The organism is Pseudomonas sp. NY5710 (assembly GCF_013305665.1).
GTDB lineage: Bacteria > Pseudomonadota > Gammaproteobacteria > Pseudomonadales > Pseudomonadaceae > Aquipseudomonas > Aquipseudomonas juntendi.
Window position 1 is genome coordinate 5,067,516 of record NZ_CP045554.1, and the last position, 12,519, is coordinate 5,080,034.

At 61.5% G+C, this 12,519-nt stretch carries 12 protein-coding genes; 8 read left to right on the forward strand and 4 right to left on the reverse strand.

Annotated elements, in window-relative coordinates:
- Window positions 1–71 precede the first annotated feature (71 nt).
- The 5 genes from glnA to GEV39_RS23330 all read left to right on the forward strand — a co-directional run bounded on the left by glnA (window position 72) and on the right by GEV39_RS23330 (window position 6,249).
- Complete coding sequence (gene glnA / locus GEV39_RS23310) at window positions 72–1,478, forward strand: type I glutamate--ammonia ligase (protein ID WP_009685006.1); 1,407 nt, start codon at window positions 72–74, stop codon at window positions 1,476–1,478.
- Between the two features lie 155 nt (window positions 1,479–1,633).
- Window positions 1,634–2,176 carry a chorismate mutase gene (locus tag GEV39_RS23315; protein WP_173891378.1) on the forward strand — a complete coding sequence of 181 codons (543 nt, stop codon included), beginning with the start codon at window positions 1,634–1,636 and terminating at the stop codon, window positions 2,174–2,176.
- Between the two features lie 263 nt (window positions 2,177–2,439).
- Window positions 2,440–3,525, forward strand: coding sequence for a nitrogen regulation protein NR(II) (glnL, locus tag GEV39_RS23320; protein WP_009685004.1), 1,086 nt, complete (start codon window positions 2,440–2,442; stop codon window positions 3,523–3,525).
- Complete coding sequence (ntrC, locus tag GEV39_RS23325) at window positions 3,522–4,958, forward strand: nitrogen regulation protein NR(I) (protein ID WP_173891379.1); 1,437 nt, start codon at window positions 3,522–3,524, stop codon at window positions 4,956–4,958. The genes glnL and ntrC overlap by 4 nt, the downstream gene beginning before the upstream one ends.
- A gap of 232 nt (window positions 4,959–5,190) precedes the next feature.
- Window positions 5,191–6,249 (forward strand): IS110 family RNA-guided transposase, encoded by a 1,059-nt coding sequence (locus GEV39_RS23330; RefSeq protein ID WP_173891654.1) that lies wholly within the window; start codon window positions 5,191–5,193, stop codon window positions 6,247–6,249.
- A gap of 770 nt (window positions 6,250–7,019) precedes the next feature.
- On the opposite strand, the gene GEV39_RS23335 is transcribed toward GEV39_RS23330, so the two are convergent.
- Complete coding sequence (locus GEV39_RS23335) at window positions 7,020–7,457, reverse strand: hypothetical protein (protein WP_054905874.1); 438 nt, start codon at window positions 7,455–7,457, stop codon at window positions 7,020–7,022.
- On the opposite strand from GEV39_RS23335, the gene trmL reads away from it, so the two are divergent.
- Window positions 7,456–7,917, forward strand: a complete 462-nt coding sequence (trmL, locus tag GEV39_RS23340) for a tRNA (uridine(34)/cytosine(34)/5-carboxymethylaminomethyluridine(34)-2'-O)-methyltransferase TrmL (RefSeq protein ID WP_173891380.1) — start codon at window positions 7,456–7,458, stop codon at window positions 7,915–7,917. The two genes, GEV39_RS23335 and trmL, sit on opposite strands and share 2 nt — an antisense overlap.
- A gap of 119 nt (window positions 7,918–8,036) precedes the next feature.
- Here trmL and secB read toward each other — a convergent pair whose 3' ends face one another.
- From secB to GEV39_RS23355, 3 genes are read right to left on the reverse strand one after another with little or no spacing between them, the layout of a single operon-like run.
- The gene (secB, locus tag GEV39_RS23345) at window positions 8,037–8,522 is read right to left on the reverse strand and encodes a protein-export chaperone SecB (protein ID WP_009685000.1); all 486 of its coding nucleotides are present in this window, start codon (window positions 8,520–8,522) and stop codon (window positions 8,037–8,039) included.
- A 39-nt stretch (window positions 8,523–8,561) separates the two neighbouring features.
- Window positions 8,562–8,816 (reverse strand): glutaredoxin 3, encoded by a 255-nt coding sequence (gene grxC / locus GEV39_RS23350; protein ID WP_029886544.1) that lies wholly within the window; start codon window positions 8,814–8,816, stop codon window positions 8,562–8,564.
- Window position 8,817: 1 nt separating this feature from the next.
- Complete coding sequence (locus GEV39_RS23355; RefSeq protein ID WP_173891381.1) at window positions 8,818–9,231, reverse strand: rhodanese-like domain-containing protein; 414 nt, start codon at window positions 9,229–9,231, stop codon at window positions 8,818–8,820.
- A 206-nt stretch (window positions 9,232–9,437) separates the two neighbouring features.
- On the opposite strand from GEV39_RS23355, the gene gpmI reads away from it, so the two are divergent.
- Entirely contained in the window at window positions 9,438–10,973 is a 1,536-nt protein-coding gene (gene gpmI, locus GEV39_RS23360) for a 2,3-bisphosphoglycerate-independent phosphoglycerate mutase (protein WP_173891382.1), read from the forward strand.
- A gap of 201 nt (window positions 10,974–11,174) precedes the next feature.
- On the forward strand, window positions 11,175–12,488 hold the full coding sequence (locus GEV39_RS23365; RefSeq protein WP_173891383.1) for a murein hydrolase activator EnvC family protein: 1,314 nt from the start codon (window positions 11,175–11,177) through the stop codon (window positions 12,486–12,488).
- Window positions 12,489–12,519 lie beyond the last annotated feature (31 nt).

Consider the following 12,519-nt stretch of genomic DNA (forward strand, 5'->3'; position numbering starts at 1 on the left):
CTATCCGCGCCCAGCAACACCCTTTTTCCAGGGCAGCGGCCCACCGCGCTCTAGACCATCCGGAGGACAACATGTCGAAGTCGGTTCAACTCATCAAAGATCATGACGTCAAGTGGATTGATCTGCGTTTCACGGACACCAAAGGTACTCAGCACCACGTGACCATGCCGGCGCGCGATGCGCTGGACGAAGACTTCTTCGAAGTCGGCAAGATGTTCGACGGCTCCTCCATCGCTGGCTGGAAAGGCATCGAAGCTTCCGACATGATCCTGATGCCGGTTGACGAGACCGCCGTTCTGGACCCGTTCACCGAAGAACCAACCCTGATCATCACCTGCGACATCGTCGACCCGTCGAGCATGCAGGGCTACGACCGCGACCCACGCGCCATCGCCAAGCGTGCCGAAGAGTACCTGAAGAGCACCGGCATCGGTGACACCGTCTTCGCAGGCCCGGAGCCTGAGTTCTTCATCTTCGACGAAGTCAAGTTCCAGTCGGACATCTCCGGCTCGATGTTCAAGATCTTCTCCGAGCAAGGCTCGTGGATGACCGGCGCTGACGTGGAAGGCGGCAACAAAGGCCACCGCCCAGGCGTGAAAGGCGGCTACTTCCCGGTTCCGCCGTTCGACCACGACCACGAAATCCGTACTGCCATGTGCAACGCACTGGAAGAAATGGGTCAGACCGTCGAAGTTCACCACCACGAAGTGGCAACTGCCGGCCAGAACGAAATCGGCGTCAAGTTCAACACCCTGGTGAAGAAGGCTGACGAAGTACAGGCGCTGAAGTACGTTGTGCACAACGTTGCCGACGCCTACGGCCGTACCGCTACCTTCATGCCGAAGCCACTGTACGGCGATAACGGTTCGGGCATGCACGTTCACATGTCGATCTGGAAAGACGGCAAGAACACCTTCTCCGGCGAAGGCTATGCCGGCCTGTCCGACACCGCCCTGTACTTCATCGGCGGTATCATCAAGCACGGTAAGGCCCTGAACGGCTTCACCAACCCGTCGACCAACTCGTACAAGCGTCTGGTTCCAGGTTTCGAAGCCCCGGTGATGCTGGCCTACTCGGCGCGCAACCGTTCCGCTTCGATCCGCATTCCTTACGTCGGCAGCCCGAAAGCCCGCCGTATCGAAGCCCGCTTCCCGGACCCATCGGCCAACCCGTACCTGGCCTTCGCAGCGCTGCTGATGGCTGGCCTGGACGGTATCCAGAACAAAATCCACCCAGGCGACGCGGCCGACAAGAACCTGTACGACCTGCCGCCAGAAGAAGCCAAGAACATCCCGCAAGTGTGCGGCAGCCTGAAAGAAGCTCTGGAAGAGCTGGATAAAGGCCGTGCGTTCCTGACCAAGGGCGGCGTGTTCTCCGACGACTTCATCGACGCCTTCATCGAGCTCAAGAGCGAAGAAGAAATCAAGGTCCGCACCTTCGTGCACCCGCTGGAATACGAGCTGTACTACAGCTGCTGATCTGATCGGCGCCCGGCGCCGGTGAGCTGATCAAACGGCCTCCCTCGGGAGGCCGTTTTCGTTTCTGCTGTCACCATTTTCGGAAGCGTCCTACCCCCGATGATCTGCCAACACCGCCAAACTCGGGCCTTCACCCTATGCTCTGGAGGTTTGTCATGCGTCATTTCCCCTTCGCCGCAGTGGCTGTATTGGCCCTGACCGGTTGCACTGCAGAAGCCCCGCCGGATACGGCGTTGTCCGCGTTGCTCGACAATATCGAACGGCGCCTGGCCCTGGCTGAAGCCGTGGCGCTGCACAAGTGGGACACAGGCCAGCCCGTGCAGGCAACACTGCGCGAGCAGCAGGTGCTGGCCAATGTCCGTGCTGCCGCACCTGGCCACGGCCTGGCGCCACAACGCGCCGAAGCGTTTTTCGCCGACCAGATGGAAGCCAACAAGTTGCTGCAATACACCCTGCTGTCGGACTGGCACCGCGAGGGCACGGCGCCGCACACGCAACGCCGCGACTTGCAGACAGACATCCGCCCGCAACTGGATGACCTGCAAGGCACACTCCTGCAACGGCTGGCAGCCTTCGACCGTGAGCCCGCGGCAGGCTGCAGCACACGGCTGGCCAAGGAACTGGCCGGCCGGTCCGCGCCCCAGCCACTGCACCAGGCCTTGGTTCGTGCCACGGGTCAACTGTGCGATAAATCCTGAAAGCTCTATGCTCCTTATTGGTGCATTCTTGCGACCGACGCCCTTGAATGCACCCCAAAAAAGGTCACAAGAAACGTTAAACCAGAACATTCTGGTGCGAATCTGCGCAGTTTCGGGTGCTTATCGGACAATTCCGCTTCTTTTCGGAGCTTTGGTTTGTTTCTTGCATTTTATGCACTGAAACTGGAATCAGCGGATTCACTGCGCCCCGGGTTCTGGCTGCACCCTGCCAGACAAGCGCCAAAAGAGGTCAACGACGCCTTATGACCATCAGCGATGCACAGCACCGTCTGCTTCTGGACAACCTGACCACTGCCACGCTATTGCTCAACGGTGAGCTGCGCCTGGAATACATGAACCCCGCTGCAGAAATGTTGCTGGCGGTCAGTGGCCAGCGCAGTCACGGGCAGTTCATCAGCGAACTGTTCACTGAATCGACCGAAGCGCTCAGCTCGTTGCGCCAGGCGGTCGAGCAGGCGCACCCGTTTACCAAGCGCGAAGCACAGCTGACTTCCCTGACCGGGCAGACGATCACGGTTGACTACGCAGTAACGCCAATCCTGCACCAGGGCCAGACCTTGCTGCTGCTGGAGGTGCACCCGCGCGACCGGCTGCTGCGCATCACCAAGGAAGAGGCCCAACTGAGCAAACAGGAAACCACCAAGATGCTGGTGCGGGGCCTGGCTCACGAAATCAAGAACCCCCTTGGGGGCATCCGCGGAGCTGCCCAGTTGCTGGCCCGCGAGCTGCCCGAGGACGGTCTGCGCGACTACACCAATGTGATCATCGAAGAGGCCGACCGCCTGCGCAACCTGGTCGACCGCATGCTGGGCTCGAACAAGCTGCCCTCGCTGGCCATGACCAACATCCATGAAGTATTAGAGCGGGTCTGCAGCCTGGTCGAGGCCGAAAGCCAGGGTTGCATCACATTGGTGCGCGACTACGATCCAAGCCTGCCGGATGTCCTGATCGACCGCGAACAGATGATCCAGGCCGTGCTCAATATCGTGCGCAATGCCATGCAGGCCATCAGCTCGCAGAACGAACTGCGCCTGGGCCGCATCACCTTGCGCAGCCGCGCCTTGCGCCAATTCACCATCGGCCACGTGCGCCATCGCCTGGTGGCCCGGGTGGAGATCATCGACAACGGCCCCGGCATCCCGCTGGAACTGCAAGACACCCTCTTCTATCCCATGGTCAGCGGTCGCCCGGACGGTACCGGGCTCGGCCTGGCCATTACCCAGAACATCATCAGCCAGCACCAGGGCCTGATCGAGTGTGAAAGCCACGCAGGCCATACCGCCTTCTCGATCTACCTGCCTCTGGAACAAGGAGCCACCGCCTCATGAGCCGAAGTGAAACCGTATGGATCGTCGACGATGATCGCTCCATCCGCTGGGTCCTGGAAAAAGCCCTGCAACAGGAAGGCATGACCACCCAGAGCTTCGATAGCGCAGACGGTGTCATGGGGCGCCTGGCCCGCCAGCAGCCGGACGTGATCATTTCCGACATCCGCATGCCGGGGGCCAGCGGCCTCGACCTGCTGGCACAGATTCGCGAGCAGCACCCACGCCTGCCGGTCATCATCATGACCGCCCACTCCGACCTGGACAGCGCGGTGGCATCGTACCAAGGCGGTGCTTTCGAGTACCTGCCCAAGCCGTTCGATGTGGACGAAGCGGTTTCGCTGGTCAAGCGGGCCAACCAGCACGCCCAGGAGCAGCAAGGGCTGGACGTGCCACAGAGCCTGGCACGCACGCCGGAGATCATCGGTGAAGCCCCGGCGATGCAGGAAGTGTTCCGCGCCATTGGCCGCCTCAGCCACTCCAATATCACCGTGCTGATCAATGGCGAGTCCGGTACCGGCAAAGAACTGGTAGCCCACGCCCTGCACCGCCACAGCCCGCGCGCGACGGCACCGTTCATTGCCCTGAACATGGCCGCCATCCCCAAGGACCTGATGGAGTCCGAGCTGTTCGGCCACGAAAAAGGCGCTTTCACTGGCGCCGCCAACCTGCGCCGGGGCCGCTTCGAGCAGGCCGATGGCGGCACCCTGTTCCTCGACGAGATCGGCGACATGCCCGCCGATACCCAGACCCGCCTGCTGCGGGTGCTGGCAGACGGCGAGTTCTACCGGGTCGGCGGCCACGTGCCGGTCAAGGTAGACGTGCGTATCATCGCCGCTACTCACCAGAACCTCGAGTCACTGGTGCAGGCTGGCAAGTTCCGCGAAGACTTGTTCCACCGCCTGAACGTGATTCGCATCCATATCCCGAGGTTGGCTGACCGGCGCGAAGACATCCCCGCACTCGCCCGCCACTTCCTTGCCCGTGCCGCTCAAGAGCTGGCGGTCGAGCCGAAGGTTCTCAAGCCGGAAACCGAGGAGTTCATCCGCAACCTGCCATGGCCGGGCAACGTGCGGCAGATGGAGAACACTTGCCGCTGGATCACCGTTATGGCCTCCAGCCGCGAGGTATTGATTGGTGACTTGCCGCCAGAGTTGCTGAACCTGCCCCAAGACGCGGCACCCGTAACCAACTGGGAGCAGGCGCTGCGCCAGTGGGCTGACCAGGCACTGGCGCGTGGGCAATCCAACCTGCTGGACAGCGCGGTGCCAAGCTTTGAGCGGATCATGATCGAGACCGCCCTCAAGCACACCGCCGGCCGGCGCCGCGATGCGGCGCTGTTGCTGGGCTGGGGGCGCAACACCCTGACCCGCAAGATCAAGGAACTGGGGATGAATGTGGCGGGTGGCGATGACGAGGAAGGTGACGAGCACTGAGCATCAGGTTAACCCTCGAGATCTTTGGGGCTGCTGCGCAGCCCTGTCGCGACACAAGGCCGCTCCTACACGATTCATCTCTGCCTCCGGGCTGATGCGTTACCTGTAATCGATGGACTCGCCCCCGCCGAGGCATCACAGTGCCACGGTGGCGTTCGAAGAAGCCAACGGCAGCGAGGGCGAGACCATGAAAAAGCATAGTTCCAAGCAAGCTTCTCTGTCTTCCACTGATGTGGAATCTTGCACCACCATTGCGATCGACCTGGCCAAACAGGTCTTTCAATTGGCAGGTGAGGATGCTACTGGCAGGGTTATCTACGAAGATCGCATTAAATCGCGGCAAGCTTTCCACGATTTCCTGATCAGATTGCCCTCCACAATGGCCGTCTTGATGGAGTGCGGCCCTGGTGCACAAGCCTGGGCAAGGCTGTTGCAGACCCAAGGTAACCCAGTGCGTATTCTTCCTGCGCAGCGCGTTGCCGAACACCGCAGCGGTGCAAAGAACGACCGCAACGACACCCATGCCATTTTGCGTGCCGGCCGAGATAGCAGCATCGCGGCGATACCCATCAAGAGCACCGCAGCATTGGCCATCCAGGCCCTGCACCGTGTTCGGCGCGGCAGCATCAAGCGGCATACAGCCTTGGGTAATCAGATGCGTGGCTTGCTGCTTGAGCACGGCGTATCCATGCCGCAGGGCGATGCAGCGATCATCAAGCATGTGCCGCGGTGCCTGGAGGATGCTTCTTTGCCTTTGCCAGACTTGTTGCGCGAGCTGCTCGATGAGCTGTTGGCTGACTGGCTGTCCCTGGGTGAGCGCATCGCCCGGTTGAGTAAGCGGCTGGAAGCGACAGCTCGCGAGGACAAGGTTGCGCAGAGACTGATCACCATTCGTGGCGTCGGCGCCATCACCGCCACCGCGATTGTCGCGAAGCAGACAGAGCCCAGCCGTTTCGCCAGTGGCCGAATGTATTCAGCCTTCTTCGGCATCGTGCCCGACCAGCACAGCAGCGGAAACAAGGTCAGATTGGGCAGGATGAGCAAACGAGGTGATGGCTACATACGCAGCCTGATGATTCAGGGCGCGCATGCTGTCTTGAGTCAGCTAAAGCCTGATTCCGATCAGCCAGACGATCGCCGCCTCTTACGCTGGCTGTCTCGCCTTGGACGCAAGGAGGCGGCGATCAGACTGGCTAATCGGAATCTGCGCATCATCTGGGCGCTATTGCAGAGCGATCAGGTTTATCAACGCAAACCGAACAGCAAGCCGGAGGCGGCTATGAGCCTCTGACCAACCGAGTAATGCCACCGGGGCGCTAAGCGCTCCAACCCCTGCTAGTGAACATCGACCCTTGGTAAGACCGTCGCAGATTGATGCCTCCGCTCCTACAGGCCTGTTAGTGGCCTCAATGTAAACGGCACTCTGCGAGCTCACCACGATGGTGGCCAGAAGCAAAAAGCTTCCTCGAATAGGCCTGATACATAGATGCAACCGGGTTCCTATGTTCAAAAGCAGCTAGACAGTGTGGGCGAGTCCATACATAGGAGCGGGTTCACCCGCGAAAGGGCCAGGCCTGCGGGCCAGTTTCTGCCAGGCATTGTGCATTGCCGGTACCACCGTATTCGCGGGTGAACTCGCTCCTACATCGATAGATGATGCCGGCCCGACTCCGCAGGACTGCCGGCCACCCCCGCCCATTCTAACCGGCCTTGTGCCGCGACAGGGCCGCAAAGCGGCCCCAGCTGTTTCAGCCTCCCGATGCACCGTTCCTGTGCCCGCTGCACCTCGCCAAGGCACAAACCCCCTCAAAAACCGGCCGAATCCCCCTCAAAACCCAGTATTTCCGGGTTTTGTAAAATTGGCACGCCCCCTGCAATAGCTAATACATACCCAGTTTCGGGGCCCTGGTACAGGCAGGCCGGGTGAACCCCTCTTTTATTAGCAGCACCGCCGTTTTTGGGGACCTCGGTACAGGCAGGCCGGGCCATCCCCCCTTTACACGCAGTACGCCGTAGCCCTTTTGGGGACCCTGGTACAGGCAGGCCGGGATATCCCCTCTTTTATTCCTGCAGGCTCACCTGCAGCCGCCAGCGCCCAGCGTCTTCTGCACCGGCCCATTGGCCGTGCAGGGGGCGCGCGGCCACCACCGTCAGCAACAACCCCTCCTGGCTGTTCTGCAGCCGCCAGCTTACCGGTTTGCCATTCAGGCTCAATTGGCCCTGCCGGGCCGTGCCCTGGGCCTGGAACAGCACAGCCACCGTGCCCTGGACGTTCTCCGCGTGCAGCTTGGGTTCTTCGTTGAACCACAGCGCCAGACCATCCGGCAGCACCTCTACCTGCTGCAACTGGCGTTCCACAGGGGCGGTCAGGCGGCCGATCATCAGCCCCACCATTACCCCGACGATCGCCAGCGACAGCAGCATGCGCGGCAACGCCTTCGAACGCACATCCGGTTCGGGGGTAGAATGCCCGTCATCCTCTTGCTTGGAGCCGTGCATGTTTCACGTCATCCTTTTTCAACCAGAAATTCCGCCGAATACCGGCAATATCATTCGCCTGTGCGCCAACAGTGGCTGCCACCTGCACCTGATCGAACCCATCAGCTTCGAACTGGATGACAAGCGCCTGCGCCGCGCGGGGCTGGATTACCACGAGTATGCCACGCTCAAGCGCCACCAGAGCCTGGCCGAATGCCTGAAAAGCCTGGGCAACCCACGGCTGTTCGCCTTTACCACCAAAGGCTCGCACCCGTTCCACGAGGTCGCTTACCAGCCAGGTGACGCGTTCCTGTTCGGGCCGGAGAGCCGCGGGCTGCCGGCAGAAGTCTTGGACAGCCTGCCCGCCGAGCAACGCCTGCGCCTGCCCATGCGCCCAGGCTGCCGCAGCCTGAACCTGTCCAATACGGTGGCGGTGACGGTCTATGAGGCGTGGCGGCAGAACGGGTTTGCCGGGAGCTGATGTGTAAGCCTGCACTGGCCCTATCGCCGGCAAGCCGGCTCCCACAGGGACCACGTGCGGCTTCCCACACAGGCAACAAAAAAGCGCCCCGAGAGGCGCTTTTCCGATACCGGCAGCAGTTACTGAACGGTTGGCGCTTCGCCGGCTTCCTGCATGCGCTGCATTTCTTGCGCGTACAGGGCGTCGAAGTTGACCGGCGACAGCATCAGCGCAGGGAACGAACCACGGGTCACCAAGCTGTCCAGGGTCTCGCGGGCATACGGGAACAGGATGTTCGGGCAGAACGCACCCAGCGTGTGGCTCATCGAAGCAGCATCGAGGTTGGCGATGAGGAAGATACCCGCCTGCTGCACTTCAGCGATGAACGCGACTTCGTCGCCGTTCTTCACGGTGACCGACAGGGTCAGCACCACCTCATGGAAGTCGCCTTCCAGGGCCTTTTGCTTGGTGTTCAGGTCCAAGGCAACGCTCGGCTCCCAGGTCTGACGGAAGATCTGCGGGCTTTTCGGGGCCTCGAACGACAGGTCGCGCACATAGATGCGCTGCAGGGAGAACTGAGGGCTGTTGTCTTCTGCAGCAGCGCCGTTGGTCTGTTGGTCAGTCATGGCAGATCCTTATCCTAATGTTTTCGAATGCAGTGCAAATCAGGCCGCCAGCAACGCGTCGAGCTTGCCGGCGCGTTCCAGGGCATAGAGGTCATCGCATCCACCGACATGGGTACTGCCGATCCAGATCTGCGGCACCGACGTGCGGCCGGCTTTCTGGGCCATCTCGGCGCGCAGTTGCGGTTTGCCGTCGACCTTGATTTCCTCGAATGCCACGCCCTTGCTCTCGAGCAGGTACTTGGCACGCATGCAGTAGGGGCAGTAGTCGCTGGAATAAACGATGACGGGCTTCATATCACTTCACCAGGGGCAGGTTATCGGCTTTCCAGCTGGAAACGCCACCGCTCAGCTTGGCGGCGTTGTAACCGGCCTTGAGCAGGTCGCGGCAGATGCTGCCGGACTGCTGGCCCATCGCGTCGACGACGATCAGGGTCTTCTCTTTGTGCTTGTCCAGCTCGGCCATGCGGTTGGCCAGCTTGTCCTGCGGAATGTTCACCGCACCCACGATGTGACCGGCGGAGTACTCCTTGGCCGGGCGGATATCGATCACCAGCGCCTTCTCGGCATTGACCAGGGCAGTCAGCTGGCCGTTGCTCAGGCTCTGCCCGCCACGGCGGATTTCATTGATGAGCAGCAGGACCAGCAGAATGAAGAAGATCGCAACCAGGATGTAGTGATCTGTCGCGAATTGAATCAGGTGAGCAACCATCAGCGGTGTTCCAGGCGATTGAAAATGCCGGCCAGTATACACAGCCCCTTGGTACCACCAAAGCCCGACGGGCCGGCCACCAGACCAGCTTCATGTTGCCAGCGCACGCGCGCCGGTCGGGGGATGGGACGATTATTCGCCGCACGTGGCGTATTTGCCCTAAAATGCGTTTCTTTATCATCTTTGAACAACCGTGAGTTTGATTGATGACGAGTACGCCCAAACCCCTGGTCCTGATCATCCTGGATGGCTTCGGCCACAGCGAAAGCCCTGAATACAACGCCATCTACGCCGCTAACACGCCGGTCTACGACCGCCTGCGCGCCAGCCAGCCGCATGGCCTCATTTCCGGCTCGGGCATGGATGTCGGCCTGCCGGACGGGCAGATGGGCAACTCCGAAGTCGGTCACATGAACCTGGGCGCGGGCCGCGTCGTCTACCAGGACTTCACCCGGGTAACCAAGGCCATCCGCGACGGTGAGTTCTTCCACAACCCGGTGCTCACCGGTGCGGTGGAGAAGGCTGCCGGTGCCGGCAAAGCCGTGCACATCCTTGGCCTGCTGTCCGATGGCGGCGTGCACAGCCACCAGGACCACATCGTTGCCATGGCCGAACTGGCCGCGCAGCGCGGTGCGGAAAAAATCTATCTGCACGCCTTCCTCGATGGCCGTGACACCCCGCCACGTAGCGCCCAGTCGTCCATCGAGCTGCTCGACGCCACCTTCGCCAAGCTGGGCAAGGGCCGCATCGCCAGCCTGATCGGCCGCTACTACGCCATGGACCGCGACAACCGCTGGGACCGCGTCAGCGCCGCCTATAACCTGATCGTCGACAGCAGCGCCGAATACACCGCTGACACCGCCGTGGCAGGCCTGCAAGCGGCCTACGCCCGTGACGAGAGCGACGAGTTCGTCAAGGCCACGCGCATCGGCGCAGCAGTCAAGGTCGAAGACGGCGATGCCGTGATCTTCATGAACTTCCGCGCCGACCGCGCTCGCGAGTTGTCGCGCGCCTTCGTCGAGCCCGATTTCACCGAATTCGCCCGTGCACGCCTGCCAAAAATGGCGGCCTACATCGGCCTGACCCAGTATTCGGCGAAAATCCCGGCACCCGCTGCCTTTGCCCCGTCCAGCCTGAACAACGTACTGGGCGAGTACCTGGCAAAGCACGGCAAGACCCAACTGCGTATCGCCGAAACCGAAAAATACGCCCACGTCACCTTCTTCTTCTCCGGTGGCCGCGAAGAGCCATTCGAAGGCGAAGAGCGCATCCTGATCCCATCGCCGAAGGTCGCCACCTACGACCTGCAGCCGGAAATGAGCGCACCGCAAGTGACCGACCGCATTGTCGAAGCCATCGAGCAACAGCGCTTCGACGTGATCGTGGTCAACTACGCCAACGGTGACATGGTCGGCCACACCGGCGTGTTCGAAGCGGCAGTCAAGGCTGTCGAAGCGCTGGACAACTGCGTTGGCCGCATTGTCGAGGCGCTGGACAAGGTCGGTGGCGAAGCGCTGATCACTGCCGACCACGGGAACGTCGAGCAGATGGAAGACGAGTCCACCGGTCAGGCCCACACCGCACACACCACCGAGCCGGTGCCGTTCATCTATGTCGGCAAGCGCAACGTGAGAGTGCGTGATGGCGGCGTGTTGGCCGATGTTGCGCCGACCATGTTGAAGCTGCTGGGGCTGGAAAAGCCTGCCGAAATGACCGGTACTTCGATTCTGGTCGACGCCTGACGGCTGCAAGCTGCAAGCTGCAAGCTGCAAGCTGCAAGCTGCAAGCTGCAAGCTGCAAGCTGCAAGCTGCAAGCTGCAAGCTGCAAGCGAGAGGTTGCGCGCTTTTTCTTGCCGCTTGTAGCTTCACGCTTGCAGCTGATTCAATTTGCCCGCCCAGGCGGGCATACTAGGCCAGTCTCCATCCTTGGTACGCCAAACCCCATGCTTCGCGCCCTGATCCTCCTAGCCTTGTCATGCCTGCACAGCCCGGCCTTTGCCGATGAGCGCGCACAGACCCAGCAGCAACTGGACGCCACCCGCCAGGACATTGCCGAGCTCAAGAAAACACTGGGCAAGCTCCAGGAAGAAAAAGCCGGTGTGCAAAAGGACCTCAAAGCCACCGAGACCGACATCGGCAACCTCGAAAAGCAGGTGGAGGCACTGCAGCAAGCGCTAAAAAAGACCGAGGGCGAGCTGGAGCGCCTTGAAACCGAGAAAAAAAAACTCCAGACCGCCCGCGTTGAACAGCAACGGCTGATCGCCATTCAAGCCCGCTCGGCCTACCAGAACAACGGTCGCGAGGAATACCTCAAGCTGCTGCTCAACCAGCAGAACCCAGAGAAATTCGCCCGCACCCTGACCTACTACGACTACATGAGCAAGGCGCGCCTGGAGCAGCTGCGCACCTTCAACGAAACCCTCCGCCAGCTGGCCAGTGTCGAGCAGCAAATGTCTGCTCAACAGCAACAGCTGCTGGCCCAGCGTGCCGACCTCGACAGCCGCCGCCAGGCCCTGGAGAGCGAACGCGGCAAGCGCCAGCAGGTGTTGGCCAAGCTCAACAGCGACATGAAAGACCGCGACCAGAAGCTCCAGGCCCGTGAACAGGACCAGGCCGACCTGGCCAAAGTCCTCAAGACCATCGAGGAAACCCTGGCACGCCAGGCCCGCGAGGCTGAAGAGGCACGCAAGAAAGCCTTGTTGGCGCAGCAGGAAGCGGAAAAACGCCGGCAGCAAGAGGCCCTTGCCGCCGCTGCGCGCAATCAGGCGCGCGAGCCTGAAGCGCCGGCAGAGCCGCCGAAAAAGGCCCGTACCACCCTCGGGCCGATGGTTTCCAGCGACGGTGCCAACTACGGCGGTGCATTTTCTGCAGCACGGGGCAAACTTCCTTGGCCAGTCAATGGTCGATTGCTGGCACGCTTCGGCGATGCACGCGGCAACGATGCCCGGGCCAAATGGGACGGCGTGATGATCAGCGCCAACCCTGGCACACAAGTGCGCGCCGTGCACGGCGGGCGCGTGGTGTTCGCCGACTGGTTGCGCGGCGCCGGGCTTCTGGTCATTCTCGATCATGGCAACGGTTACCTGAGCCTGTACGGCCATAACCAGAGCCTGCTGAAAAGTGCCGGTGACATCGTCAAGGCCGGTGAAGCCATATCCACCGTCGGCGACAGCGGTGGCCAGGACGCGGCAGGCTTGTACTTCGCCATCCGCCAGCAGGGCCGGCCTACCGACCCTTCGCAGTGGTGCCGGGGTTAGTCAACTTTCTACGGCGCGGCCCAAAGGCTGC

Bases quoted from the DNA above. Each gene is read 5' to 3' on its own strand.
- glnA (WP_009685006.1), top strand. From the start codon at position 72: ATGTCGAAGTCGGTTCAACTCATCAAAGATCATGACGTCAAGTGGATT.
- GEV39_RS23315 (WP_173891378.1), top strand. From the start codon at position 1,634: ATGCGTCATTTCCCCTTCGCCGCAGTGGCTGTATTGGCCCTGACCGGT.
- glnL (WP_009685004.1), top strand. From the start codon at position 2,440: ATGACCATCAGCGATGCACAGCACCGTCTGCTTCTGGACAACCTGACC.
- ntrC (WP_173891379.1), top strand. From the start codon at position 3,522: ATGAGCCGAAGTGAAACCGTATGGATCGTCGACGATGATCGCTCCATC.
- trmL (WP_173891380.1), top strand. From the start codon at position 7,456: ATGTTTCACGTCATCCTTTTTCAACCAGAAATTCCGCCGAATACCGGC.
- GEV39_RS23335 (WP_054905874.1), bottom strand. From the start codon at position 7,457: ATGCACGGCTCCAAGCAAGAGGATGACGGGCATTCTACCCCCGAACCG.
- secB (WP_009685000.1), bottom strand. From the start codon at position 8,522: ATGACTGACCAACAGACCAACGGCGCTGCTGCAGAAGACAACAGCCCT.
- grxC (WP_029886544.1), bottom strand. From the start codon at position 8,816: ATGAAGCCCGTCATCGTTTATTCCAGCGACTACTGCCCCTACTGCATG.
- GEV39_RS23355 (WP_173891381.1), bottom strand. From the start codon at position 9,231: ATGGTTGCTCACCTGATTCAATTCGCGACAGATCACTACATCCTGGTT.
- gpmI (WP_173891382.1), top strand. From the start codon at position 9,438: ATGACGAGTACGCCCAAACCCCTGGTCCTGATCATCCTGGATGGCTTC.
- GEV39_RS23365 (WP_173891383.1), top strand. From the start codon at position 11,175: ATGCTTCGCGCCCTGATCCTCCTAGCCTTGTCATGCCTGCACAGCCCG.